The 24,598-nt window shown below is 59.0% G+C and carries 22 protein-coding genes; 14 read left to right on the plus strand and 8 right to left on the minus strand.

What is annotated here, in order from left to right; all coding sequences use genetic code 11:
• Positions 1–88 precede the first annotated feature (88 nt).
• Entirely contained in the window at positions 89–478 is a 390-nt protein-coding gene (locus tag AC1D2R_RS22035; RefSeq protein WP_477970460.1) for a VOC family protein, read from the minus strand.
• Positions 471–1,184: an SDR family oxidoreductase gene (locus AC1D2R_RS22040; RefSeq protein WP_477970462.1), complete on the minus strand. Its 714-nt coding sequence runs from the start codon at positions 1,182–1,184 to the stop codon at positions 471–473. The genes AC1D2R_RS22035 and AC1D2R_RS22040 overlap by 8 nt, the downstream gene beginning before the upstream one ends.
• 105 nt (positions 1,185–1,289) lie before the next feature.
• Between AC1D2R_RS22040 and AC1D2R_RS22045 the strand changes: the two genes are divergently transcribed.
• Complete coding sequence (locus AC1D2R_RS22045; RefSeq protein ID WP_477970464.1) at positions 1,290–2,231, plus strand: LysR family transcriptional regulator; 942 nt, start codon at positions 1,290–1,292, stop codon at positions 2,229–2,231.
• A 2-nt stretch (positions 2,232–2,233) separates the two neighbouring features.
• Here AC1D2R_RS22045 and AC1D2R_RS22050 read toward each other — a convergent pair whose 3' ends face one another.
• Positions 2,234–3,130, minus strand: coding sequence for a LysR family transcriptional regulator (locus AC1D2R_RS22050; protein WP_477970466.1), 897 nt, complete (start codon positions 3,128–3,130; stop codon positions 2,234–2,236).
• A gap of 118 nt (positions 3,131–3,248) precedes the next feature.
• Here AC1D2R_RS22050 and AC1D2R_RS22055 point away from each other — a divergent pair, with 118 nt between their 5' ends.
• Complete coding sequence (locus AC1D2R_RS22055; RefSeq protein WP_477970468.1) at positions 3,249–4,430, plus strand: MFS transporter; 1,182 nt, start codon at positions 3,249–3,251, stop codon at positions 4,428–4,430.
• Positions 4,431–4,530: 100 nt separating this feature from the next.
• Positions 4,531–5,364, plus strand: coding sequence for an aldo/keto reductase (locus AC1D2R_RS22060; RefSeq protein ID WP_477970470.1), 834 nt, complete (start codon positions 4,531–4,533; stop codon positions 5,362–5,364).
• A 56-nt stretch (positions 5,365–5,420) separates the two neighbouring features.
• Here AC1D2R_RS22060 and AC1D2R_RS22065 read toward each other — a convergent pair whose 3' ends face one another.
• The 3 genes from AC1D2R_RS22065 to AC1D2R_RS22075 all read right to left on the minus strand — a co-directional run bounded on the left by AC1D2R_RS22065 (position 5,421) and on the right by AC1D2R_RS22075 (position 8,273).
• A complete protein-coding gene (locus AC1D2R_RS22065) occupies positions 5,421–7,121 on the minus strand; it encodes a GMC family oxidoreductase (protein ID WP_477970472.1) in 1,701 nt (566 codons plus the stop codon).
• 72 nt (positions 7,122–7,193) lie between these two features.
• Positions 7,194–7,862, minus strand: coding sequence for an HAD-IA family hydrolase (locus AC1D2R_RS22070; RefSeq protein WP_477970474.1), 669 nt, complete (start codon positions 7,860–7,862; stop codon positions 7,194–7,196).
• A gap of 33 nt (positions 7,863–7,895) precedes the next feature.
• On the minus strand, positions 7,896–8,273 hold the full coding sequence (locus AC1D2R_RS22075; protein WP_477970476.1) for a VOC family protein: 378 nt from the start codon (positions 8,271–8,273) through the stop codon (positions 7,896–7,898).
• Positions 8,274–8,507: 234 nt separating this feature from the next.
• On the opposite strand from AC1D2R_RS22075, the gene AC1D2R_RS22080 reads away from it, so the two are divergent.
• Complete coding sequence (locus AC1D2R_RS22080; protein ID WP_477970477.1) at positions 8,508–9,206, plus strand: glycosyltransferase; 699 nt, start codon at positions 8,508–8,510, stop codon at positions 9,204–9,206.
• Here AC1D2R_RS22080 and AC1D2R_RS22085 read toward each other — a convergent pair.
• On the minus strand, positions 9,188–9,604 hold the full coding sequence (locus tag AC1D2R_RS22085; RefSeq protein WP_477970479.1) for a hypothetical protein: 417 nt from the start codon (positions 9,602–9,604) through the stop codon (positions 9,188–9,190). The two genes, AC1D2R_RS22080 and AC1D2R_RS22085, sit on opposite strands and share 19 nt — an antisense overlap.
• 314 nt (positions 9,605–9,918) lie before the next feature.
• Here AC1D2R_RS22085 and AC1D2R_RS22090 point away from each other — a divergent pair, with 314 nt between their 5' ends.
• The 5 genes from AC1D2R_RS22090 (at position 9,919) to AC1D2R_RS22110 (ending at position 16,241) form a co-directional block, all read left to right on the plus strand.
• The gene (locus AC1D2R_RS22090) at positions 9,919–10,839 is read left to right on the plus strand and encodes a 3-deoxy-manno-octulosonate cytidylyltransferase (RefSeq protein ID WP_477970481.1); all 921 of its coding nucleotides are present in this window, start codon (positions 9,919–9,921) and stop codon (positions 10,837–10,839) included.
• A gap of 1,122 nt (positions 10,840–11,961) precedes the next feature.
• On the plus strand, positions 11,962–12,891 hold the full coding sequence (locus AC1D2R_RS22095) for an aldo/keto reductase (RefSeq protein WP_477970483.1): 930 nt from the start codon (positions 11,962–11,964) through the stop codon (positions 12,889–12,891).
• Positions 12,892–13,133: 242 nt separating this feature from the next.
• Positions 13,134–13,886, plus strand: coding sequence for a transporter substrate-binding domain-containing protein (locus tag AC1D2R_RS22100; RefSeq protein WP_477970485.1), 753 nt, complete (start codon positions 13,134–13,136; stop codon positions 13,884–13,886).
• Positions 13,887–13,895: 9 nt separating this feature from the next.
• Positions 13,896–15,269, plus strand: coding sequence for a GGDEF domain-containing protein (locus AC1D2R_RS22105; protein WP_477970487.1), 1,374 nt, complete (start codon positions 13,896–13,898; stop codon positions 15,267–15,269).
• 189 nt (positions 15,270–15,458) lie between these two features.
• A complete protein-coding gene (locus AC1D2R_RS22110; RefSeq protein WP_477970489.1) occupies positions 15,459–16,241 on the plus strand; it encodes a TIM barrel protein in 783 nt (260 codons plus the stop codon).
• Between the two features lie 220 nt (positions 16,242–16,461).
• On the opposite strand, the gene AC1D2R_RS22115 is transcribed toward AC1D2R_RS22110, so the two are convergent.
• On the minus strand, positions 16,462–17,970 hold the full coding sequence (locus AC1D2R_RS22115; RefSeq protein WP_477970491.1) for a winged helix-turn-helix domain-containing tetratricopeptide repeat protein: 1,509 nt from the start codon (positions 17,968–17,970) through the stop codon (positions 16,462–16,464).
• A gap of 143 nt (positions 17,971–18,113) precedes the next feature.
• Here AC1D2R_RS22115 and AC1D2R_RS22120 point away from each other — a divergent pair, with 143 nt between their 5' ends.
• The 5 genes from AC1D2R_RS22120 (at position 18,114) to AC1D2R_RS22140 (ending at position 24,337) form a co-directional block, all read left to right on the plus strand.
• Positions 18,114–18,326, plus strand: coding sequence for a DUF1127 domain-containing protein (locus AC1D2R_RS22120; protein WP_477970607.1), 213 nt, complete (start codon positions 18,114–18,116; stop codon positions 18,324–18,326).
• Between the two features lie 13 nt (positions 18,327–18,339).
• Positions 18,340–19,806 (plus strand): MFS transporter, encoded by a 1,467-nt coding sequence (locus AC1D2R_RS22125; protein ID WP_477970493.1) that lies wholly within the window; start codon positions 18,340–18,342, stop codon positions 19,804–19,806.
• A 252-nt stretch (positions 19,807–20,058) separates the two neighbouring features.
• The gene (locus AC1D2R_RS22130; protein ID WP_477970495.1) at positions 20,059–22,605 is read left to right on the plus strand and encodes an autotransporter family protein; all 2,547 of its coding nucleotides are present in this window, start codon (positions 20,059–20,061) and stop codon (positions 22,603–22,605) included.
• 42 nt (positions 22,606–22,647) lie between these two features.
• Positions 22,648–22,845: a helix-turn-helix domain-containing protein gene (locus AC1D2R_RS22135; protein WP_477970497.1), complete on the plus strand. Its 198-nt coding sequence runs from the start codon at positions 22,648–22,650 to the stop codon at positions 22,843–22,845.
• Between the two features lie 124 nt (positions 22,846–22,969).
• On the plus strand, positions 22,970–24,337 hold the full coding sequence (locus AC1D2R_RS22140) for an LLM class flavin-dependent oxidoreductase (RefSeq protein ID WP_477970499.1): 1,368 nt from the start codon (positions 22,970–22,972) through the stop codon (positions 24,335–24,337).
• Positions 24,338–24,598 lie beyond the last annotated feature (261 nt).

The raw sequence follows: 24,598 nt of genomic DNA on the forward strand, positions 1-24,598 counted from the left end.
GAAATATCAGCAAAGGGCATCAGGGACAGCATATTTCTTGTCATGAGGCGCAGAACGGGAGAATGGAGGCCGGTCCGCGACGGCGATGTCATCGTGCCGCTTGCCGATCGATGCGGAAGACGAGCTCCAGCAGGATCTTGCCCGGCGTGCGTACAAACAGGCGCCGCTCGCCAAGGTCCGGCAGATCCATCGTCGAATAGGCAATGGCGCTGCGATCAAGCCTGGAGCGCAAGCCGTCGTAGTCATCCATCCGAAATCCGACATGATCGATCGTCTCGGCATCGGCGCCAACGGCTTGGCCCCCGCCGGGGATCAGGTGCACGATCGCGTCATCCCCGCGATAGAGCCAATATCCGGGGAACGAAAATTTCGGTCTGTAGCCTGCGGTGAGTTCCAGCAATTCTTCGAGAAAGCGACGCGTTCCCTCAAGGTCTGCCGTTCGAAGTGTGACGTGGTCGATCTCCATGGTTTCAGCCAATCACACCGCCACCATCCACCCGGATCGTCGACCCTGTTGCAAACGGCGTCGTCATGGCGAAAAACACGGCGTTGGCGATGTCTGAGGGCTGTCCGATCGTCTTTGCCGGAAGCCGGTCGGCCACGCGGGCAAACATCTCTTTGCGCGCATCGCCATCCATCCGAGACCAGAGCGGCGTATCAATCAGTCCCGGCGAGACCGTGTTGACCCTGACAGGGGACAGTTCGAGGGCCAGTCCTCTGCCCAGTGCCTCGAGTGCGGCGTTGATCGCCCCCTGCAGGACGGATGTCGCAGACGGGCGCTCGCTTAAAAAGCCGGAGATGAGCGTGAGCGATCCGCGTTCTGAAAACCGCGCGGAACGAGCAATTCTATAGGCGCCCCAGAATTTGCTCTCCATCGCCAGTCTGGCGTCGTCGAGCGATAGCACGCGGACCGGACCGCTTGGTGTCTGCGCCGCCGATATCACGACATGATCCCAAGCGTCGTGTGTCGCAAAGAACGTCTCCACGCCACCTTCGTCGGCGGTATTCAACACCGTCGTCTTAACGACGCCTCCGAGATCGTTCGCGGCGGCATCGAGCCTGGCCGCAGAGCGAGATGCGATTGTCACCTTCGCGCCGGCCAAGACCGCTTGATGCGCCACTGCCAGGCCGATGCCCGAACTGCCACCAACGACCAGAACACGCTTGTTGTCGAGGGATGTCATCATTTTCTCCGTTCATTTCGGTTGATATGGATTAAGCATAGCCAGACGATCGCACCGCAAGAATACCCATTGCTCACTATGGTCTATTGCCATATCAGCAATAATATGAGCGATAATTTCCTCGACATGCTGGTATTCGTTCGGGTGGTCGAAGCAGGCAGCCTTTCGGGTGCCGCGCGCGACTTGAGATTGTCACTGACTGTCGTGAGCAGGAAGCTCGCAAGGCTCGAGGAGCGGCTGGGCGTTCGCCTGATCAACCGAACCACGCGCTCGCTGATCCTTACCGAGGAAGGCTCGCGCTTTTATGACAGATGCGTGCGCATCCTCGCCGAGGTCGACGACGCCGAGACCGAGGCAACGAAGGGGCGCGATTCCGTCCTCGGTCTTCTCAAGGTGACGTCGACTTTCGCCTTCGGATGCCGATGGCTGGCGCCCCTTCTTCAAGAGTTTCAAGCAACGCACCCGGGCCTGCACGTTCATCTCGATGCGCAGGACGCTGTCACGAACATCATCGAGAGCGGCTATGATCTTGCAATCCGCTTCGGGGCGCTTGCCGATTCCAGTCTCATTGCAAGGCAGCTTGCGCCGAACCGCCGGGTGATTTGCGCTGCCCCTTCCTACCTCGCGCGGCGCGGCCGTCCGAAGACGATCGAGAACTTGCTGCAGCATGACGTTATTGCGTTTGGAAATCCGCCGAACGACCATTGGACGTTTGCGGACGGACGCAGCATCAATGTCAAGGGTGGACTGAGCACGAACAATGGCGAGTTGGCACACCGCTGGGCAAGGGACGGGGCAGGACTTATCCTGAAGTCGATCTGGGACATCCATGATGATCTTGAGGGCGGAACGCTCGAGGTCGTGCTCCCGGATGTGGAGCTTCCGGCGGCGCCGATCCACGCCGTGTTCCCCCATAACAGGCTGACGGCAGCAAAAGTAAGGCTTTGCGTGGATTTCCTTGCCACGAAACTGAAAGGGGTGCGGCTCGGTTCATCAGCCCTTCGGACCACCAGCCGAACTCCACCGCGGCCGTTTCCCGGACTTTGAGGCTATCGGATGCGCTCGACAAGGAAGTCGATAAACGCGCGTATTCTCGTCGCCAGATGCTCATGTCCGGGGTAGACCGCATGGATCCGTTCAATATCCTCGGGGTTGAATTCCTCGAGCACGGGAACAAGCGTTCCGGCATCTATGTCGGGCTGAACGTGAAAACGGCCCACGCGGGCGAGGCCCGCTCCTTGAAGGCAAAGTGATCGAACAGTAGGGCCGTTGTTGCTTTCGAAATTCCCATGAACAATCCTCAGGAAGCCGTTTCCCGTAGCAGGATCTCGAAACGGCCATTCCTCCCAGGTCGGTCTGAAGCTGAAGGTAAGACAATTGTGCCGGTCCAGTTCGTCTGGACTGGACGGTCTGCCAGCTGAAGCGAGATAGGCCGGCGACGCCACGATGACCCGCCGGCTCTCCAGGAGCTTTCGTGCTTTCATTGATGTATCCCTGAGATCGCCGGACCGGATTGCGACGTCTGCGCCTTCGCCGACAATGTCGATGAGCCCGTCGGTCAAGGAGAGCTCCAGCTGAACCTCCGGAAAATTGTCGAGAAAATCCTGAATGATAGGAACCACGTAGCGCACCCCGAACGCCACGGAGACACTGACCCGCAGCCGACCCCGGGGCACGACCACTCCCCCGGCCGACACGACCTGTTCAGCCTCGTGAATGTCTTCGAGAATGCGCTTTGCGCGCGCGAAATAAACTTCGCCTTCCGGTGTCAACCGCAGCTGGCGGGTCGTGCGGACGACCAGCCGGGTTCCAAGCCGTTCCTCGAGCCTGGTGACGAGCTTGCTGACCGCGGAAGGCGATAGACGGAGCAGTCGTCCCGCCGCTGAAAAGCTCTGCAATCTTGCGGCCTGTGTAAAGACTTCCATCTCACCTGCCCGATTGTCCACGATCACTCCTGTGAATTCATTTCATAAGTATTTGGATGATATATCGTCTTATCGCGATAGTGAAAGCCCCGCATATACCGGTCCGACCCGCAACTGCCTCGATTATCGGATTCACGGTATGCCAATTGCTCTCTTTGCACTGACGGTCGCAGCCTATGCGATCGGAACCACCGAATTTGTGATTGTCGGTCTTTTGCCGACCGTCGCGTCAGATCTGCACATTACCCTTCCACTCGCCGGATTGATCGTCAGCGTCTACGCACTTGGCGTCACCTTCGGTGCACCTGTCCTGACGGCATTGACCAGCCGGGTGGAGCGAAAGCCGCTCCTGCTCGGTCTCATGGCGCTCTTCATCGCGGGGAACATGATCGCAGCCCTGTCGCCCAACTATCAGATCCTGCTTGTCGCCCGTATCCTTGCAGCCTTTGCGCACGGCGTCTTCTTCTCAGTGGGTTCCACCATCGCTGCCGATCTGGTGCCGGAGGATCGCCGTGCGTCAGCGATCGCGATGATGTTCATGGGCTTGACCGTAGCGATCGTCACCGGCGTACCGATCGGCACGCTGATCGGACAGACGTTCGGTTGGCGGATGACCTTCTGGGCAGTCACCGCCTTGGGCGTCGCAGCCTTTGTCGGCATCGCCACGCTGCTGCCTTGCAATCTCAGCAGGGCAGAGCCTGCAAGGCTTCTCGATCAGGTCCGGGTTCTCGGCTCCGCGCGCCTTCTGATTGTCTTTGCAATGACAGCGCTCGGCTACGGCGGCACGTTCGTTGCGTTCACCTACCTCTCGCCCATCCTGCAACAGGTGACCGGCTTCTCCGAGGGGAGCGTCAGCCTGATACTCGTCGTCTACGGCATCGCAATCGCGCTCGGCAACATCGCCGGCGGCAGGATTGCCAACCACGATCCCGTCCGAGCGCTGATCATCCTGTTTGCGCTTCAGGCGATCGTGCTTGTTGTCTTCTCCTTCACGTCGGTCTCCCCGGTCCTCGCGGTTGCCACGCTCGCGGCACTCGGCTTCCTGCAGTTTGCCAATGTGCCGGGTCTGCAGCTCTATGTCGTCAAACTTGCCAAGCAATACCGCCCCGGCGCGGTCGACGTGGCCTCGGCGCTCAACATTGCCGCGTTCAACTTCGGGATCGCAATTGGAGCCTGGCTCGGCGGTCTGGTTGTCGCATCCCCGGTCGGCCTGACCGGGACACCATTGATCGGTGCCATTCTGGTCGCCGGCGCTCTTCTCCTGACGATCTGGAGCGGCTCACTCGACAGGAACGCGACGCCGGAACTCAAGGCCGCCTGAGTTCCCACTGTGGCTGTGCGCTGCCACCAGTGCACAGCATCTATCCCGAACAACCAATCATCCACCGCGTTCTGGCTGCGGAACAACAAGGAGAAACTGAATGCATGAACAAAACGCCAACGGAGCATCCATTCCGGCACTTGGCTTCGGCACCTTTCGTATGCCCGGCCCGGACGTCGTCAGGATCCTGCCGCACGCGCTGAAGATCGGATTTCGCCACATCGACACCGCACAGATCTATGGCAATGAAGCAGAGGTCGGCGATGCCATCAAGATATCAGCTGTTGCGCGCAGCGACATCTTCCTGACCACCAAGGTCTGGGTCGAAAACTACAGGCCCGCGGCCTTCGTCAAGTCGGTCGAAGAGAGCCTGGAGAAGTTGAAGACGGACTATGTTGATCTGCTTTTGTTGCATTGGCCGAATGATGCCGTTCCTCTCGCCGACCAGATCGGAGCGCTCAATGCCGTGAAGGATGCAGGCAAGGTTCGCCACATTGGCGTGTCCAATTTCAACACCGCGCTGATGGCCGAATCAATCGCGCTCACCGGGTCACCCCTCGTCACCAACCAGATCGAGTATCACCCCTACCTCGACCAAACACGCGTCATCAACTCCGCGAAGAAGGCCGGTATGGCTGTGACCGGCTATTTCGGCATGGCTGACGGAAAGGTCTTCTCCGATCCGCTTCTCAAGGACATTGCGGCTTCGCACAACAGATCGGTTGCCCAGGTCGTATTGCGCTGGCTGGTCCAACAGGATGGGATCCTCGCCCTGTCAAAGACGGTGGGCGAGGCCCGTGCTGCGGAAAACATCGCGATTTTCGATTTTGCGCTCACCGATCAGGAGATGGCGGCGGTGCACGCTCTTGCAAGGCCGGACGGCCGTATCGTCAGCCCGAACGGTCTTGCACCAGTTTGGGACGCTGCTGCCTGAGCAAGGATCTGCGTGATAGAGCTCGGTTGTCTTCTCACGCAGCCCGCAAGAGCCTGTCAACTCCCGGAGCGAGGCGCCGAGGCTAACCGGTGATCGGCGCCTATCAATTCCGCGGCCTTGGATCCGATGGCCATGGCGGGTGCGTTCGTATTGCCTGAGGGGATGAAAGGGATGATTGAGCAGTCGATGACGCGCAGTCCTTCGATGCCGCGCACCCGCAATCGCGGATCGACGACCGCCATCGGATCGGCGTCGGCCCCCATCCGCAGGCTGCCTGAAGGATGGTAGTTCGTCTTGACTGTCTGGCCGGCGAACCTGGCCAGTGCGTCTTCGTCCTGGAGGCTCTTGCCGGGCAGGAGCTCGACGTCGATCTTCGATTTGAACGGTTCCGTCTCAAGGAGCGCTCTTGCGGTCTTCAACGAAGCGAGCGTCAGGCGAAGATCATCGGGGTCTCCGAAGAAATTGCAATCGATCACGGGTTGGGCGGCGGGGTCTGCCGAGCGGAGCCTGACGCTCCCGCGAGCCTTGGGCCGCAGCAGGCACGAGGTGAAGGTAACGCCATGGGTCGGTTTTGCGGAAGAGACATCACGATCGAGATAGACGATCGGCGCGCAGTAGAGCTGGATCGTCGGTCGCTCGCCACCGTCTGGGTCGTAGAACAGGCAGGCCTCGATGCCCGTCGTTGTCACTGGACCGGAATTGAAGAGCAGATACTGCAGGCCGTTACGGATCATCGGCCAACCCTTGTCCTCGCCGAAATAGCCGGATTTGGCCCTCGTGGTCGCGATCACTGGAACCTCGTGGTGATCCTGCAGGTTGGCGCCTGCACCTGGAAGATCGGCGTGAACCTCAATGCCGTGCTCGCGCAGGTGATCGGCCGGACCGAGACCGGATAACATCATCAGCTTGGCGCTATTGTAGGTTCCCGAGGCCACAAGAACCTCGCGACCGGCATGCACCGTGTGATTTTCGCCGTTCCTCTTGTAGATCAAGCCGACGGCGCGGCCGTTTTCGATCAGGATGCGATCGACGCGTGCGTCGGTTACGATCTCCAGTCGCTTGTCGTCGGCAAGCGGATCGAGGAAAGCCTTCTTCGCATCCGAGCGCGCTGTCCGGCCGCCCCACGTCCCGAATGTATGCTGCATGAGGCCGACGCCGTTTTGTCTGGCGCCGTTGAAATCCGGATTGTAGGGATGGCCGAGCCCCTGTGCTGCGAGGATGAAGTCCTCGGTCGTATCCGAGATGTGGCGCGGCTCTGAAATACGCAGATTGCCCGATATGCCGTGATACTCGTTGTTGAAGCGAGTGTTGGCCTCGACGTTTTTGAAATGCGGAAGCAGGTCGGCGTAGGACCATTCGGTGTTGCTGCCGAGATGAGTTGCCCAGCCGTCGTAGTCTTCCTTCTGGCCGCGCATGTAGACCATGGCATTGACGGCACTGCCGCCGCCAAGGGCCCTGGCGACTGGAACGATCGGGCCACGGCCGCCGAGTTGCGGCTGGGGCACCGTGTGATGCATTTCCAAAAAGTCGTCGCGGGCGAGATATTTCATGTAGCCGGCGGGGAAATTCATCAAACGGGCGGTCTGGCGTGGCCCGCGCTCGATCATGAGAACGGAGAACCCGAAATCGCGCACCAGTCTCATCGCAGTGACGGATGCCGCCGATCCGCCGCCGGCGATGATGAAATCGAAATTCTTCGCCAAAAGCTGTCCTCCGGCCTGAAACTGCAGCACTGCGCGCGATTCGGCTTCGCGCATTGAATTTAGGAGTACGATGCCAGGCGGGAAACACCAGGAAATCCACGATGGCAGCGCGCGTGCTTCTCGGCTCTAAACGCGTGTCACTCCAACGGTTCCGTCGCGAAAGACGATGGGCTTGATGTCATGGTAGGACGACAATGTCGGGTGGGGGGTCTCGATTTCATGATGCTGTGCGGCGGTGACGACCATCACATCCGCGCCCGCCGCTTCGCCGGCCAGAATACCCGCCTGAACGTCTTCAAAGACAAGGCACGCGCTTGGATGTGCGCCCAAACGCTCCGCTGCGAGAATGTAACAGCCTGGATCAGGCTTGCCGATTGCAACATCCTCGGCCGTGACCATCAAGGTTGGGACGGGCAAACCCGCAGCCTCCAGTCGACGCCGAGCGAGGCGCAAGGGCGATGACGTAACAATGGTCCATCGCTCCGGGGGGAGGGCGGCCAGGAAGGCCCGCGCGCCCGGCAATGCGACAACGCCCTCGACGTCGTCAATTTCCGCCTCGGTTATCGCTGCGGCCTCGCGCTCGGGGTCAACACCCGGCAACCCGAGGCGGGCAATAGTGTCGATGCCACGCGAACCGTGCATGGTCGGAAGAAATTGATCAACATCCAGCCCCTGCCGCTCTGCCCATCTGCCCCAAACCCGTTCGGCCGAAGCAAGAGAGTTAAGGATCGTCCCATCCATATCGAACAGGAACGCGGCGTAAGGCCTGTCAAATGACGCGGGTATCTGGGGCATTGCGGGAGGCTTTCTTGAGCAAGGTGCCGAGGTTCAGTCCGGCATCCTGAAATAGGCTTCGAGCCTGTATCCGTCCGGGTCTATGACGAAGGCTGCATAATAGGTTTGTCCGTACTCCGGTCGCACACCCGGCGATCCATTGTCGCTTCCGCCGGCGGCAAGTCCCTTGGCGTGGAATTCCCTCACAGCGTCCTCGCTGGGGGCGACAAAGCAAAAATGCAGCCCGGAGTCCATATCCGGAACGACCGGCCGCGAGGCTTGTGCAACCCAGAAAGCGACCCTTTCAGGGCCATAGCCCAAGACCCGTTCCGATTTGGACAGCCTCTCATATCCAAGCGCAGCAAGGGCAGCGTCGTAGAAGGCCTGCGAACGGTCAAGATCGGCAACGCCGATCGATATGTGGTCAAACATGGTCCGATCTCCCTTGTCGACAAGGGATATGACAGCCGGCGGGATGTCAACAGACGATGATTGGGGCGGACTTGTCCATGCCCATCAGCTTTCCGGCCCGGAGACTGCCGCTGCCCCACGGGTGCCAATCTATGGTTGAGTGACATTGCTAAAGTAGCGTATTGACAGTCAAGCATCCATCCGTCCAAATTGCCAGGATTGAGCTCAGGTGGCGGCAACGAGGAGACGTGGTTGATGGCAGATTTGTCAGTCTATATTGGATGGGATTCCCGCGAAGATATTGCGTACGAGGTCGCCAAAACAACCTTGCTCGAAAATGCCTCGATCGATGTCGACGTACATCCGATCAAACTGCAAGAGCTGGTCGACCAGGGTGTTTACACCCGTGCGGTCGATCCGCTGGCCTCGACGGAATTCACCTACTCGCGCTTTTTTACGCCTTGGCTTGCGGGTTACAAAGGCTGGGCCCTGTTTTGCGATTGTGATTTCTTGTTCTTTGGCGACGTCGCAGATCTCGTTGCTTTTCAAGACGAATCAAAGGCGGTGTGCTGCGTCCATCACGACTACGTTCCGAAGGAAGGCGTCAAAATGGACGGCAAGGTGCAAACCACCTACCCAAGAAAAAACTGGTCGTCGTTCATGCTCTTCAATTGCGGGCATCCATCCACGCGCGCTCTGACCCCTGAACTCATCAACGCTCAAACCGGCGCGTTTCTGCATCGTCTCCAATGGGCCGCCGACAGTGAGATCGGCCAGATACCTGAAGAATGGAACTGGCTTGAGGGCTGGAGCGAAAAGCCAACGGCCGGCTTTCCGAAGGGTGTCCACTATACCAACGGTGGTCCTTGGTTTCACAACTGGCAAGACGTCGAATACGCGCAGGTTTGGCTGGACAAAGCGCTTGAGATTGATCCTCATTTCTCACCGGTATGACGCGTGAACCTTGGAGTTCTGGTCAAGATCCGCTCGTTTTTTCTCAGGCGGATCTTTAAGGATCGGGAAAAGGGCCGCGGTTCCGGTGGGAGCAGGGCACAATCGAGATCGGTGACCGTATCTGGACCCGCTGTGGCATCGTGATTGACGCGCAGAGCGGTGACATCAAAATAGGAAATGATGTCTGGATCAATGATTATGCGATCCTGCTGGGGCATGGTGGCATCGCAGTCGGCAACAACGTCCGAATCGCCGCCCGTGTCGTTATTGCCTTCTTCGAACACGCCTACGATGATCCAACGGTTCAGATCAGGCATCAGGGCATCAAGAAAATGCCTGTGATCATTGAAGACGAGGTCTGGATCGGCGCGGGCGCAAAGGTGCTTGTCGGTTGTCATGTTGGCCACGGTTGCGTCAGGCGCCAACAGTGTCGTCAAAGGAAAACGGTTCCTTTCGGCGTCTACGCCGGCCCGCTCGGCTGATCAAATCAAGAGCAGATGACCGTGACTGACACGCGCCATGCCGCTTGTCGTGGTGCGGCCTCTTGAGAGGCAGCATTCGTGTGTCAACTCCAGTGGACTGGCTGTAAAAACAGGGAGATTCATCCTGCTCACCGAGCAATCGAATCGAGATAGTCATCCTCAGCAGGAATTTGAAAGAGCCTCGAAATCTGGCAAGTAAAGGGATAGGTTGCTGGAATCGATAGTCGACAATGTGCGAACAGCGTCGTTTCGAAGATGAGAAGGCCGACAATAGGGTGCATGATACGATGGATACGACAGCGTCGAACATTCGTTCCGAGGAATGGAGGTCGTTCTTTCTGGGATATAGCGATTTCGTGTTGGTCGCAAACAGTGAGGACGTTGACATCGATGAGCTGATGTCCCGCTTCCCTGAGACAACGCTCTTCATCTTCTTCAACAAGGTTTACAAGGTTTTGCACCAGCCGTTCAGGCGCAAGTCGCTTCTCGTCTCGCGAAGTGGAACGCTCGGGGCAAACCTTGTGAAAAGTGGCAAGGTGCCCAAGGTTCTCCAGTATTTCGAACCGAGCAGCTTTCTGGGCGTTCTTAATCTAACGATTGGAAACAACGAGCGGTTCAGTCCTGCGTCTGCTTTTGGCGATGTCAAAGTCAGGCACGTGGACCTGGAGGAACTGTTCGCTCCCTTTTATCCGCGCGCCAAGATCCCGACGACGGGCTTTGCATTGTGCTATTGGCTCACCAAACTGGACCTTGGTGCGAAGATAACGCTGGCGGGTTTCTCGTCGAAGCGCGGCGAGCGCTACAAAGTCTTCGACGTCCACGACTGGACATTCGAACGGGTGCTCCTACGCCTGCTCTATCGCAGCGGGAAGATTGACATCAGCGAGAGTGGGCTGACCAATCCCTACGCCGACCTTGCTGCGCATTTTCCCGAATATTCGCCGGCTGAAATCGCCTTGACGGCAAATGAGGTGCTTTCCGAGCGCCTTGAAAATTTGAGTTCAGTCGTTGATCGGTTGATGCATGTAACGCGCTTCCTTCGCTTTCTTGATCGAACATTCCACCGGCTGAAGCCCAAGTCGCGCAAGGAGCGTCTTTGGGAGCAGATGGAAGGCAAGAGCGATCACAACACCCGATCGGGCGGGACTTGATCCGCTTCCTGTCCGGGCTCTGATGATCGGGCGCCAGTCAAGTGGGATCGCGTTCTCGACGCAGGACTGCCTTGGATCACGGCAGGACTGCCTTGGATCACTGTGTCCCTAGTCGGGCGTGCCGCAAACGGTACTATGTCTGCTTTGGAAGATGGCCATGCTTCCCACAAAGGGGGGAAGCGGTCGTTCAGGAGGTCTTGATGCTTAGGCCCGGACTGCTGGTGATATTGGGGATCTGTTTGTATGTGGCAATCTTGCTCGCCGCCTGGTGAAGGCGGTGATATTGGGGATCTGTTTGTATGTGGCAATCTTGCTCGCCGCCTGGTGAAGGCTGTAACGAGGAAAGCGGCCATACGATTGCATCGACTGGTGTTGTGGAGGGGCGTCGACGCCCATCCCAGCAGCCTGATCAACGACTTGTCGCATCAGCAGTAGAGGACCAGATAGGCCGCTGCGCGACAAAGGGCTGGCTTTGTGTATGTTGTGACAGATCAGAACATCCTGATACAACGGGTGGGATCCGGTTGCGGCTGATCTTTTGCCCCGCATCGGAAGCGGGTTGCCACAAGTCAGCGGTGCGCAGAACCGTTGAGGGACGCCTTGTCAATGGTCTCGAAGTGAGCCCGCAATCAGCGGCACATCAGCGCTCCTCGCCGCGATGGCGGCGGCTTGGCGAAGGAGGGCGCGACGCGCGGGCACGGCTTCGTTTTGGAGACTGATCTCTGCCGTTCCTGTAATGCGGTATCGGCCGCAGTCGGAACAGCTGATCTCGCGTTGGTCACCGATCCTCGGCAATGCTTCGCCGCATTTTCCCATACATACAGGACAGGTTTGGCTGATCCAGCTCATCTATTTCCCCCCGGACTTCATGCCAGCCAGCAAACGACATGACGAGCCTGGCAGCAATTCGTCAATTTGGAGGGTCGGCCAGAAGTTGGTGGCAGGTCACACGTCAGAGGCCGCGGCTACAGGGCGCTGGTCGCGCGCCGCTGGCCATTCTGCGTGGTCCAGTCCAAGCTGCAGTTCTTGTTCCCGGGTGCCTTTGGGTTATCTTGCAGGCGCCGAATCGAAACCGATGCGTTCGGCAATCTCGCAATGCCGCCTGTATTGGAGCAGCCAAACATGAAGACCTTCGAGCTCGCCAGATCCGGAATTCAAGTCTCGAGCGTCATTCTCGGCCTGATGCGCATCGCCACGTTGGAAGATGGTCATATCAGATCGCTTTACAGAGCGGCGCGAGAAAGCGGTATCAACGTTTTCGATCACGCCGATATCTACGGGGGTGAGCCACACCTGTGCGAGGCGCGTTTTGGCGCTGCGATCAGCATGTCCGCCTCGGAGCGTGACGAGATCGTGGTGCAGAGCAAGGTCGGGATTCGGCCGGGCTTCTTTGACTTTTCAAAGGAGCACATCTTAGAGCGTGTGGACGCGTCTCTGACGGCGCTCAAGACCGAATATCTCGATGTCCTGCTCCTGCATCGACCCGATGCGCTGGTCGAACCGGAGGAGGTCGCAGAAGCGTTTGAGACGTTACACAACGCGGGCAAGGTCCGGCATTTTGGCGTATCCAACCACACACCCGGGCAGGTTCAGCTTCTAAAAACCGCCGTGAGCCGCCCCCTTGTTGCAAACCAGATACAGCTGAGCGTTGCCCATGCACCCTCAATCGCGTTTGGTGTTGCCGCAAACATGGCGAACTTTGATCAATCGGTGGATCGAGATGGCGAGCTCATCAATTACAGCCGTCTCCACAACATGACCCTGCAAGCCTGGTCTCCATTCCAGCGGGGCTTCTTCGGTGGCGTCTTCATTGGCGACCGGGAGAATTTCCCGGAATTGAACCTTGTGCTCGACGAACTGGCGGCGAAATACGGGGTCTCGCCCTCTGCGATCGCATTGTCCTGGATCGCACGCCATCCAGCGAACATTCAAACTGTGCTCGGCACGACCAATCCAGAACGCGTGAAGGGCTCGGCGGCTGGTTCGGATGTCTCGCTCTCTCGGCAGGAATGGTATCGTCTCTTCACATCTGCCGGTTATACGCTGCCGTAATCCCGCTGGCGCCAACCGGAGCTTATGGATCAGCCGCCACGGTTGCGGTGTCACACGTCGCAGAGCCGAACCACCTGCTTGCTACCGAGTTCGCTCCACTTCCCCAAGCACGTGCTCGCGGGTAGCCGCGTGCGCCACGATCACCACGGCAAAGTCTCAAGGATCGCAAGACTTTGAGATTTTGATTGAGGATTTTCTTAGTCATTTGGCGCGATTATGGTCTTGAACGGGGAACTGCGCCGATGCGATCCACTATCCTTGCCATAGGTTTTTTGCTGATCGCGGCGTCTGCCGCGTCCTCGACCGAACACCTGCGGGTGGCCACGGAGGGCGCTTATCCACCATTCAACTTCGTTGACGATAGTGGAACGCTTAAGGGTTTTGACGTCGATATTGCCAAGGCGCTTTGCACTCAGCTCCACGCCGATTGCACGTTCCAGACCGTCGCCTGGGATCAAATAATCGAGGGCTTGGAGGCTGACAAGTACGACCTGGTCGTGGCCAGCATGGCCTACACCAAGGAGCGCGCCGAGCGTATGGAGTTTTCATCACCATACTATCGGTCCCATTCCGTGCTGATCGGGGATGCCGACAGATTTACCGACAGTGCTCCTGCAGCGTTGGCCGGGGTGCGCATCGCCGCGGCCAAGGGGACCATTCAGGCCGACTACGCACAGCAGGCCTACAAGCAGAGTATTACGGTTCTCGCCAAGGATCAGCCCTCGGCACAAAAGCTGCTGGAGGAAAAGAAGGCTGACTTGCTGATCGGAGATGCGATCGAGCTTTTGAGCTTCATGCAAACACCGGAAGGCTCTGAATATGGTTACGTCGGGGATCCCATATCCAGCGAGTTCCTTCAAAGCTCCGCACACATCACGGCAAAGAAAGGCAACACCGCTCTCGTTTTGAAGGTGAATGAGGGTCTCAAGCAGATCAAGCTCAACGGCGTGTACGACAAGATCAACGATCAGTACTTTCCCTTCAGTATCTACTAGGGGAAAAAGTTGAAAGAACCACGCTTGTCTTTGCCCCACGAAATTTCGCTCCGATCGGCAGGGCGGATTCTGCTGGTCGTGGTGGTTATCTATTCTGCGGTTGCAGCCGCCGGCGCAGCTCTTTTGCTCACTCGGATCGAACACGAGGCCATTGCCACTCGCGAACGCCAAATCCCGCAAATTCTCTCGCAGACCCGCAATGCCGTAAAAGTCGAGCGCTTGTCGTCGCTGGTGCGGGCGATCTTTCTCACCAAGGACAGACGCCTGGAACGCCAACTCCAATTGCAAATTCAAGCGCTTGCGCAGGGTTTCGGCTTTGAGGGTGCACCATCGCTTGTTGATGGATCCCGTGAGGTGGCTAACCTCGCGAAAGTAATCGTGAACGCCCATCAAGGTCAGCGGGATGTTCTGGCCAAACAGTCCGCAGAGCAACCGAACGCTGAAACCGACCAGTCGACGAAGGACCTGACTGCCTACGAGAGTGCGATGCGGATCATTGATGTCATGGGTAAGGAGGTCAGCGGCAATTCCGCTTTGGTTGCCGACGACATTGCCGGGGGCATTCAAAAGAGAGCAGTCGCTGTTCGCAATCTTGTGATCGTCGTTCTCAGCGTGCCAGCGCTGTTTGTCGTGGTATTGTTGATGCTCGCTCGTCGTCACCTGGCGGCTCCAATTGTCGCGGCAATCAGAAACCTTGACCGGGTTGGCAATGACAAGACATTGGAGCTGGCGAAGAACCGACCAGTGCTCAAGGAACTTGCGTTGATCGGCGACGCGATTGTTTCTTACGGAAGCACCGCCAGCGAGCTTCGACGCACGAATGTGGTGTTGCAGGCACTCGCAGAAACAGACCCGCTCACAGATTTGGCAAATCGTCGGACGTTCGAGAAATTCTTGACCGCTGCCATTCAGCGCGCCTCTCCCGAGGCAGGCCCCGCGGTTCTGCTTATCGACATTGACCATTTCAAAATGATCAATGACCGGTTTGGTCATCCCACCGGTGATCGTTGCTTGAAGTCGCTTGCCTTTCTTCTAGCCAACATTCCGGATTTGTCGAACGCGCTCGCAGCGAGATTCGGTGGCGAAGAGTTTGTTCTCGTTTACGATGCGCCGTCAGCCGATCACGCACTTGAGTATGCCCGGTTTCTCTGCAGGAAGATCGAGCAGCTTGAAACGGAAAGCGTTGATGGAACAATCGTGCGATTTACAGGAAGCATCGGCGTATCTTTTACGACCTCGCGCGCAGAAGACCTGTCGGATCTCCTCGAAAAAGCCGACCGGGGCCTCTACTGCGCCAAGCGGTCGGGACGAAATCGGGTAGAAGCCGACCCTCTCATGCAGCGTGGGGATGAAAATCAGGGCCGATCCCAACGATTTCCCTAGGTCAGGGATGAGAGGAATTTCAGGCCGCCGCGGGCATACTCGACCTTCCGCTCGGCGTGTGCACACCCGGGCCATTTCCCTGGAAGCCCAGTGTGATACCTTTGATGTGATACCTTTGATTCTGAATTGTACCGCCTTGCCCAACTATGCGAACTGGCGAAGCGCGCTCTGACTTGAGGTTTAATCATCATGAATTCGCCATTCCAACTAGCCGCCTGCGCCGAGATGCTCTGGCGTGACCATCCGATGGAATGGCGAGCGAGCAGACTGAAAGGGCTGGGCTTCGGTGTCGGCCTTTGGAACTGGCCGGAACACGATCTGGCCAAGCTCGAAGCAACGGGTGCGACCTTTACCATCATGAACGGCTACCTGGAGGGTCGGCTCACTGACGATGACGGCGCGGCTCAATTGCTAAAATCCGCACGCGAAACGGCGCAGGTTGGCAAACGTCTGAATGTGCAGCGGCTCAATCTACATGGAACAGGATTGGGCGAGGGCGGTTTGCCTGTCCGGCCGGTCGAGGTCATCACGGGGTCAATGTGGTTGAAAGCACGCGATACGCTCTGCCGTATCGTCGAATTGGCCGAAGAAGAAGATGTCACGTTTACGCTCGAAAACCTGAATCTGCCGGTTGACCATCCGGGTGTGCCGTTCGGCCGCGCCGAAGACACGCTTGCTCTCGTTTCGAGCGTGAACCATCCGCGCCTGCGGCTAAATCTTGATCTCTATCATGCACAGATTGGCGAGGGTAATCTGATCGAACTCTGCCGGAAATGCCTTCCATGGATAGGAGAGGTCCAGGTCGCCGACGTTCCCGGCCGTATGGAACCGGGAACCGGCGAGATCAACTGGCAAGGCGTCGCGCGCGCCCTGAAGGCGATGGGCTATGTGGGGCCGGTCGGCATGGAGGCGTTTGCCTCTGGCGATCCCGAGGCAGCCCTGGAAGCCTTTCGCGAAGCGTTCACGGTTTAGAACCTGAAAGGTAAGATATCGCGAAACGCCTTTCGTCGGAAATCCGGCAGGTCCCTGGAACAATACTGGCGAACGCGTGAAATGAACCGGTTCGCCAACGCGCAACGCCATCGATGCGACCGAGCACTTCGCTGCCAGGGAAGGGCAGAAACGACGGTCGCTGGCGCAGGCAATTGTGGCGGATCCGCTGCAGCGCCTTCACGTCTTGCGAGCCGACGCCTCACTCCGGAAGACCGGCCTTGCGGTAGCCATCAATGAAATGCTCAAGCGTCGCAGCGTCACGGAATGGTTCCGTCGTGGCCCAGTGGCGGGTTGTGAAATGCGGGTTGCCGACGAGAAACAGCTCGACCTCGGCGCGCGCCTCGTCGAGCCGACCGAGTTGGGCAAGGCTTGCCGCCAGGAAACGCCGTGAGGTGGTCCGATAAGTCTCGTCCCTGTGCAGTGTCTCGACAGCGGCTTCGTAATCTCGGGCCGCATATTGAGCCTGGCCGAGTGTCAGATAATACCAACTTGCCGGAAACGGATTCAGCCGGAACGCTTTGCGAATGTGCTCAAGGCCCTCCTCGACCCGCCCTGCCAGGACCGCGATGTCGGATAGTGCCGCCCAGGTGTCGGCCTCGTTCGGGTCGAGCTCGATCGCCCTTGCGAATTCCGTCTCCGCCTCGGGGAAGCTGCGCTCATAGGCTAGCAGGTAAGCGAGGATCCAGCGACAGCCAGCATCGTTGGGATCGATTGCCACAGCCTTGCGCGCCAGTTGCAATGCAACATTGCGGCTGGGCTGCGTTGGTCCGCCCGAATGGACGCCTCCCATCCAGTGGTTCATGGCAAGCCAGCGGTAGGCGTCGGCGTATCCAGGATCGAGGGAAACCGCGCGCGTCAGCATCAGATGCGCTTCGCGCGCCGTCTGCGGCGAGTCATCCATCAGCTTGCGCGCCCGTACGCAGAGATCGTAAGCCTCGAGATTTTTAGGCCGATTGCGCGGCAGCGGTGCCCGCAGCCGGCCGAGCAATGCCTCCACGATCTTGCCGGTGATCTCGTCCTGAACGGCAAAGATGTCTTCAAGGCTGCGATCGAAGCGTTCGGCCCACAGATGATCGCCGCTCACCGCGTCAACCAGCTGGGCGTTGACGCGCACGCGCCCTGCGGCGCGTCGTGCGCTACCCTCCAGCAGGTAGCGCACACCAAGGTCCTGTGCGATCTCGCGCACATCCATCGCCTTTCCTTTGTAGGCAAAGGCCGAGTTGCGTGCGATGACGAACAGGCCGGGGCTCCTGGACAGGTCGGTGATGAGGTCCTCGGTCATCCCATCCGCGAAGGATTCCTGCTCGGGATCGTAGCTTACATTCACGAAAGGCAGCACGGCTATCGATGGCTTGCCGGGCAGTGGCAAGGGTTTTCGCTTCGCGCCACCGAACTGTTCGATGGCTCCCGTGAAGCGGTAGCCGACGCGCGGAACCGTGGCGATCCATTGACCATCGTCGGCGGCCGGACCGAGCAACTTCCGCAGCTGCGCAATCTGGACGGTGAGGTTGCCTTCCTCGACGGCCATGTCCGGCCACGCTGCGTCCATCAACTCGGCCTTGCCCAGGATTTCGCCGGGCCGCCCGAGGAGCGCCGCAAGCAGCTTTACCCCGCGGTAGCCGACGGCAACGGGGACATCGTCCCGAAGTAGCGTTCCCGCATCGGAATCAAGCACGAACGGACCAAAGGCAAAGCGCGATCCCTGCATGCGGCGCATCTATAGCCGGTTTGGAAGTTTTTGGCACTATTTGGGGAAGCTTAATTACGCCGCTGTTCGTATCCTGCAGAATTTATCCTCTTTCAGGTGAAGGTCCCCGGACCTTCACATCCAGATGGAGGCTGCCATGAACGATCCTTCCACCTCGCGGGCCCCACATCAGTCAGCGCGCGGGAACGCCCGTCCTGACGACGCTTCGGAGCACCATCGCGACCTGGCGCTGGCGGATCCAGTTTCGCTGGGAACTTGAGCAAAAGTCGAAGACCAGTCTCCATCTATTCGACGACATCGGTCTGACAAGACGGCAGATCGAGGCGGAGATCGCCAAGCCCTTCTGGCAAGCATAAGGCGAATGCTGCAATGACACCCGATCACCAGTTTCCGCGCGCCGCAGGAGGTCGCCAGCACCTGCACAGCACGACGTCCTCGCGAGAGGATAGGGTCCCTTTGGCCGCGATGGCGGGCATCACCGCTACCGTCACTGTATTCGCCGTGGCACAGGGGCTGACCTATCCGCTGCTCAGCCTCATCCTGGAGCGGCAGGGGACGACGCCCGGCCTGATCGGCTTGTCGGCGGCGATGACGCCGCTGGGTTTCATTGTCTCTGCGCCCTTCATTCCGGCGTTGGCGCGGCGCCTGGGCGGGGCGCGGCTTGCGATCCTGTGTTCGCTCCTGGCCGCGCTCACCCTGATCGCGATTGCCTTGACGCAGGAAGTCTGGGCCTGGATGCCGCTGCGCTTTCTGCTCGGCTTCTTCGCCAATCCGCTCTACGTGATAAGCGAGACCTGGCTCGTGACGATCACGCCCGCGCCACGCCTTGCCCGCACCATGGGGCTCTATTCATCGATCGTTTCCGGTGGTTTCGCCATCGGCCCGCTGTCGCTCGGCCTGGTCGGCACACAGGGTTGGCCGCCCTTCGTGATCGGCATCGTTGCCTTCCTTCTGTGCGGTCTGATCGTGCTTGCGGTCGTGTCGCGTCTGCCTGACATGGCGCATGAGGGCGAGGCAGCATCGGTCGGCGGCTTCTTCGCCCTGGCGCCGCTCCTGTTGTTTGCGGTTTTCACCGCTGCCGCCTTCGAGCAGATCCTGCTTTCCTTGTTCGCGGTCTATGGCGCTGCGCTCGGCAGCGCCGAGGAGCGCATCACGTCGCTCATCACCTGTTTCATCGCAGGCAATGCCGTGCTGCAGATTTTGCTCGGGCGCGTAGCCGAACAGTGTGGCTCAACGCGGACCATTTCGTTCTGTGTCCTGGCTTCGCTTGCCGGCTGTCTGCTGTTGCCGTCGATCTTCCACTCGTGGCTCATCTGGCCGCTCGTTTTCGTCTGGGGCGGGGTCTCGTTCGGGATCTACACGATGTCGCTGATCCAACTCGGCGAACGTTTCACCGGTCAGGCCCTGATCGCCGGCAACGCGGCCTTCGCGTTCGTATGGGGCATTGGCGGCATCGTGGGTTCGCCGACGACCGGACTGGCGATGCAACTGATCGGATATCAGGGGCTCCCATGGTCCCTTGGCCTTTTGTGCTCTGTACTGGCGGTGTTTCTGATGGCGGAGACGCGGCGCGTCCCGGCCGATATCGGCAAGTCCTTGGCTGAATGCGCGACACCCAATGGCCTCTTGCGCCCTCTCGCAAGGCTGGGCGCCTTAGCCACCCAATGGAGCATGTGGGGAGGTAGCCTGACAATCCGGGGAGAGATCGCCGACTTGAGCGAAGGTCAGTTGCTTGAACTGGGTATCAGGCGCGTTGCACGAAGGCAGCGATGGCTTGACGGTTGCGAGACGCGGCTCCCCGCGGAATATTTCTACCGGATCCATCCGGACGTCTGACGAGGAGGTGAACGCCAGGAGAGGTGGAGACAACTATGACACAGTGTCGCAGAAATGCGACAGGCTTTCGCCGATTTCCGTCGTCGCGCGATATCCGATGCTACGGAATTCAACAGCCTGTATATCTGGTGATATCAGTCATTGTTCTTACGTCTCAACGCAGGGCACGGCATGGTCGTCGGGAGAGTTGGTACACGGTGTCGGTTGCTGGCCGGCCAGCCTACCCATTTGACGGCATTCCTTGCTCTTTGCGTGAGCGCTGTTGTCCTTCTTCTCTCCCACCCGGCCCTTGCCGATTGCGTCCCGGCAATCCCGACGTCCGGCCAGACGGTGACTTGCACGGGAAATCCAAGTGGCTTTTCCAGCAGCGGCCTTGGCGCTCTTACCGTCAATATTGTTTCCGATACGAACTTCAACGGCCCGCTTGTCATTTCCAACACCGGCACGCTCGGCGTTACGAGCGCCGGCAGATTGGGAAGCGTCACTCTTATCAATGACGACTTCATTACGTTCGTGAATTCACGCAGTATCAACCAAGGCCTGGTGATCGTCGGCAATGGAACCTACTCGGTAACGAACAACGACAACGCCTTCATCAATCAGACCTTCTCCTTTACCGGCAACAGCAACAACACGATCACCAATTTCGGCTTCCTGAACGACGGCGTGACAGTGAACGGCGACGGCACGACCACCATCGTCAACAATGCCAACGCCTTCATCAACAACGGCATCTTCATCAACGGCGCGAGCCAGACGCTGGTCAACAACTACGGCGTCATCCAGAGCAACACCCTGCTCGGCACCGGAAACGACACCATCAACAACTACGATCCCGGGACGATCAACGGAACGGTGGATCAGCGGGCGGGCAACGACCTGTTTCGAATGTACGGCGGTCGGGTCAACACGTCGATTATCCAGTCGGCCGGCACCGATCGCTTCGAGCTCTATGGCGGGGAAGTCACCAGCTCCCTACTTGCCGGAACCGGCAACGACACCATGCTCTGGACGGGCGGCCTGATCGGCGGCGTCGACATGGGTGACGACAACGACCTGGCGCTGTTTCAGGGGCTGACCGACACCCAGCTGAGAACGATCCGGATCGATGGCGGCCAGGGCAACGACGCGCTTGCCTGGGATAATACCCAGGGAAGCAATCCGTACCGGATCATCAACTGGGAACTCTTCGCGCTCACCAACGGCTCGAAGCTGACGATGAACAACAATCTGGTTCTTGGTGACACCGGCACCGGAACCGGTGCGCTGACAATCGACGCGACGAGCGTTCTCAATGGAAGCGGCGTCCAGTCGACGATCTCGCCTGCGGTCGGCGGGCGGCTCGTGTCCGTATCGAATGCCGGCGTCATCGACCTTGCCACCGGCTCGAACTCAACGTCCGATTCGCTGAGGATCGTCGGAAACTATCTCGGCAATTCCGGCCAGCTTTGGCTTCAGAGCACACTGGGCAACGACAGCTCGCCAGCGGACAAGCTGATGATCGACGCGGGCAAGGCATCTGGTTCGACCGGAATACGCGTAACCAATGTCGGCGGTGCCGGAGATGAGACCGTCCAGGGTATCCTCGTCGTTCAGGCCCTCAATGGTGCCACGACGAACGACGATGCCTTCCACCTCAGCCAGCGTGTCAGCGCCGGCCCCTACGAATATCTGCTCGTCAAGGGCCAGAGCGCCGGCACGCAGCAAAACTGGTATCTGCGCAACACCTTTGATCCGGTCCCGCCGGAGCCAGTCCCCCCGGACCCGGGGCCCCTCCCGCCTGATCTGTTTCCTGGCTGCGACGAAGACTGTGAATCCGGAGGCAGCGGCGGATCCTTTGAACCGGGGCCGGCCATTCGTCCAGAAGTGCCGCTGTTGACGTTGGTACCGGGCATGGCGCGAGCCCTCATTCGCGACACGATGGGCACCTTCCACGATCGCCACGGCGAGCAGGCGTGGATGGCCGACGAGCAGTCTGGCCACGCCATGTGGACGCGTGTCTTCGGCGGCAGCTACGACCGCGACCTGCCCACGCTGCTCGACGCGCAATATGACGGGCACACGTCGGGCTTCCAGGCCGGCCTGCCCATCTACGAACACGAGGGCAAGAACGTTCTCGACACCTTCGGCCTCTTCGCCGGCTACTCGCGCGGATGGGGCGACGTCAACGCCGAGGCGCTCAACCGCCACACGATCAATGTCGGCGACATCGCGATCAACGCTTACAGCCTGGCTGCCTATTGGACCCGAACATCGACCGGCGGCAGCTATATAGACGCGGTACTGATGCATTCCTGGCTCAATCCGACGACGAACTCCATCGGCGACTATCACTCCGATTTCAACGGCAGCGCGGTGACGGGCTCGCTGGAAACGGGCACGCCCCTCGCGCTTTCCGATCACTGGAACCTCGAGCCCCAGGGCCAGATCATCTGGCAATATCAGCACTACGATACGACCTACGACCCCGGCGGCAGCATATCCTACGACGACAGCAACAGCTTCACGGGACGCGTCGGGATGCGCCTGCAGGGCAACTATCTCTATGACGAGAAAAGAGTCTCCCCCTTTGCGCTCGCCAATCTGTGGCATGGCTTCAGCACCACCGACGTTACTTCCTTTGACGGATTTCCTTTCAACACGCCGCGCGAGTCGACGACCCTGGAACTGGGCGCAGGCGTCACGGCCGATCTCAGCGCGAATACCCGGCTCTATGCCAACGCGTCATATGCGTTCAATCTTGGTGGCGACGACCTCAAGGCGGTCGCCGGGCACATCGGCCTGCGCGTCCGCTGGTAGGCGCATCTGGCCTGTGACGTGGCGATTGCATCTGTCGCAGGAATGAAGAATCTGCTTTCAACAGCTTCGGCGGCGCTGAACGAAGGCGATGGCCATTTGCGAAACGGCGAGAGCGTGACGGAGACGGCCTACAAATTGGGCTTCAACAGTATCGGGGCCTTTAGCGTAGCGTTCAGCAACCTCACGGGAACGAGCCCAAGCGCATTTGTGCGGGGCCAGTCGATTCACGCCATGATGTGACCAGAGACGATCCGGAGCAGTTGCTGGGCTCTTTCCTCTCTCTGCAGGTCTGAAAATTTGCCTCGCCACTCCCTAGATTGAAGGAAGGGCGGCGACCCGAAAGTAATATTGAAAGCGAGATATGATGGCTAACAATAGGAAATTGCATCTGGGAGCATTTATGCGGCCCGTCAGTTTGCATACGGGCGCATGGCGATATCCTGGCTCCTATCCTGACGCCAACTTCAACTTCAAGCATCTCGTGTCGTTTGCCCAAAAGCTCGAGTCCGCGAAATTCGACGCTTTTTTCATGGCAGACCACCTCGCGGTTCTCAACATGCCGACAGAGGCGTTGAAACGAAGCCACACTGTGACGTCCTTTGAGCCGTTCACGCTGCTTTCTGCAATTGCCGCTGTGACCAATCGGATCGGACTTGTCGCCACCGCTTCCACGACATTCGACGAACCCTACCACGTGGCCCGGAGATTTTCCTCGCTCGATCATATCAGTGGCGGCCGGGCTGGTTGGAACATTGTCACGACGTCCAATCCAGACGCGGCGTTAAATTTCGGTCTCGATGAGCACGTCGAGCATGGGGAGCGATACCAACGTGCGCGGGAATTCTACGATGTCGTTACGGGTCTTTGGGACAGCTTCGCCGACGATGCCTTCACACGCGATGTCGAGTCCGGCCTGTTCTTTGATCCCGCAGGGATGCATATCCTAAATCACAAGGGTGACGGATTCAGTGTTCGCGGGCCGTTGAACATTGCACGAGCGCCGCAGGGCTGGCCGGTGATCGTACAGGCAGGACAGTCGGATCCCGGCCGTCAACTGGCTGCGGAAACTGCCGAGGTCGTATTCTGTGCTCCCCGCGACCTAGCTGCTGGGCAGGCGCTCTATGTCGACATAAAGGGACGGATGCGTAACGTCGGCCGCAATCCAGACCATCTGAAAATACTTCCTGCCGCCTTCGTTATCGTCGCAGATACTGTTGATGAGGCGCGCGGGAAACGGGCCAAACTCGACAGCCTGGTCTACTATGAGAGCGGTATTGCATCCTTGTCGATCGCCCTTGGCCACGACGCTTCAAGGTTTGACCCGGATGGGCTGTTGCCAGATATTCCCGAAACCAATGCAAGCAAGACCGGGCAGGCAAACGTGCTGAAACTCGCGCGTGATGAAAAGCTGACGGTGCGACAGCTTGCACAGCGATATGGCGGATACAACGGCCTCGCATTTGTCGGCACACCTCAGACGATCGCCAACGAAATGGCTGAATGGTTAGACACCAACGGCTCTGACGGGTTCAATATCGTGTTCCCATACCTTCCTCAGGGCCTCGATGACGTCGTTGAACGCCTCGTTCCGGAGCTGCAGCGAAGAGGACTGTTCAGGACCGACTATGAAGGGCCGACACTCAGGGATCACCTTGGTCTGCCAAGACCTGCAAACCGATACTTCGACAACGCCCTCGGCACCCGCGTTGGAATGTCCACGAATGCTCCATAAATGGAGCCTTGCATGACGTATTGCGCCATTTATGGAGGATGGCGCTGCTGAATATCGTACCTCGGAAGCCGCGTGGCGTCACACCGGTCCGGGATGGCACACCGACCGGCGAACGTCTTGGTCCTGCCGTTCAGTCACCCGTAGGTCAGGCGATAGGATAGGCCGAGGCCCACGTGACGGCCTGACGTGGTTCGGCGGCCGGTTTCGATCAAGCTCAATGCGGCATGATGCTGCAGACCGTCTGTTGGATGCTGTAAAAGC

This window comes from Rhizobium sp. P1_C7 (genome assembly GCF_056406295.1).

What these genes read in the sequence shown, in the direction of transcription:
- AC1D2R_RS22040 (WP_477970462.1), bottom strand. Translation starts at nt 1,184, where the DNA reads ATGACATCCCTCGACAACAAGCGTGTTCTGGTCGTTGGTGGCAGTTCG.
- AC1D2R_RS22045 (WP_477970464.1), top strand. Translation starts at nt 1,290, where the DNA reads ATGAGCGATAATTTCCTCGACATGCTGGTATTCGTTCGGGTGGTCGAA.
- AC1D2R_RS22055 (WP_477970468.1), top strand. Translation starts at nt 3,249, where the DNA reads ATGCCAATTGCTCTCTTTGCACTGACGGTCGCAGCCTATGCGATCGGA.
- AC1D2R_RS22060 (WP_477970470.1), top strand. Translation starts at nt 4,531, where the DNA reads ATGCATGAACAAAACGCCAACGGAGCATCCATTCCGGCACTTGGCTTC.
- AC1D2R_RS22065 (WP_477970472.1), bottom strand. Translation starts at nt 7,121, where the DNA reads ATGCGCGAAGCCGAATCGCGCGCAGTGCTGCAGTTTCAGGCCGGAGGA.
- AC1D2R_RS22070 (WP_477970474.1), bottom strand. Translation starts at nt 7,862, where the DNA reads ATGCCCCAGATACCCGCGTCATTTGACAGGCCTTACGCCGCGTTCCTG.
- AC1D2R_RS22075 (WP_477970476.1), bottom strand. Translation starts at nt 8,273, where the DNA reads ATGTTTGACCACATATCGATCGGCGTTGCCGATCTTGACCGTTCGCAG.
- AC1D2R_RS22080 (WP_477970477.1), top strand. Translation starts at nt 8,508, where the DNA reads ATGGCAGATTTGTCAGTCTATATTGGATGGGATTCCCGCGAAGATATT.
- AC1D2R_RS22085 (WP_477970479.1), bottom strand. Translation starts at nt 9,604, where the DNA reads ATGACAACCGACAAGCACCTTTGCGCCCGCGCCGATCCAGACCTCGTC.
- AC1D2R_RS22090 (WP_477970481.1), top strand. Translation starts at nt 9,919, where the DNA reads ATGTGCGAACAGCGTCGTTTCGAAGATGAGAAGGCCGACAATAGGGTG.
- AC1D2R_RS22095 (WP_477970483.1), top strand. Translation starts at nt 11,962, where the DNA reads ATGAAGACCTTCGAGCTCGCCAGATCCGGAATTCAAGTCTCGAGCGTC.
- AC1D2R_RS22100 (WP_477970485.1), top strand. Translation starts at nt 13,134, where the DNA reads ATGCGATCCACTATCCTTGCCATAGGTTTTTTGCTGATCGCGGCGTCT.
- AC1D2R_RS22110 (WP_477970489.1), top strand. Translation starts at nt 15,459, where the DNA reads ATGAATTCGCCATTCCAACTAGCCGCCTGCGCCGAGATGCTCTGGCGT.
- AC1D2R_RS22115 (WP_477970491.1), bottom strand. Translation starts at nt 17,970, where the DNA reads ATGCAGGGATCGCGCTTTGCCTTTGGTCCGTTCGTGCTTGATTCCGAT.
- AC1D2R_RS22125 (WP_477970493.1), top strand. Translation starts at nt 18,340, where the DNA reads ATGACACCCGATCACCAGTTTCCGCGCGCCGCAGGAGGTCGCCAGCAC.
- AC1D2R_RS22135 (WP_477970497.1), top strand. Translation starts at nt 22,648, where the DNA reads ATGAAGAATCTGCTTTCAACAGCTTCGGCGGCGCTGAACGAAGGCGAT.
- AC1D2R_RS22140 (WP_477970499.1), top strand. Translation starts at nt 22,970, where the DNA reads ATGGCTAACAATAGGAAATTGCATCTGGGAGCATTTATGCGGCCCGTC.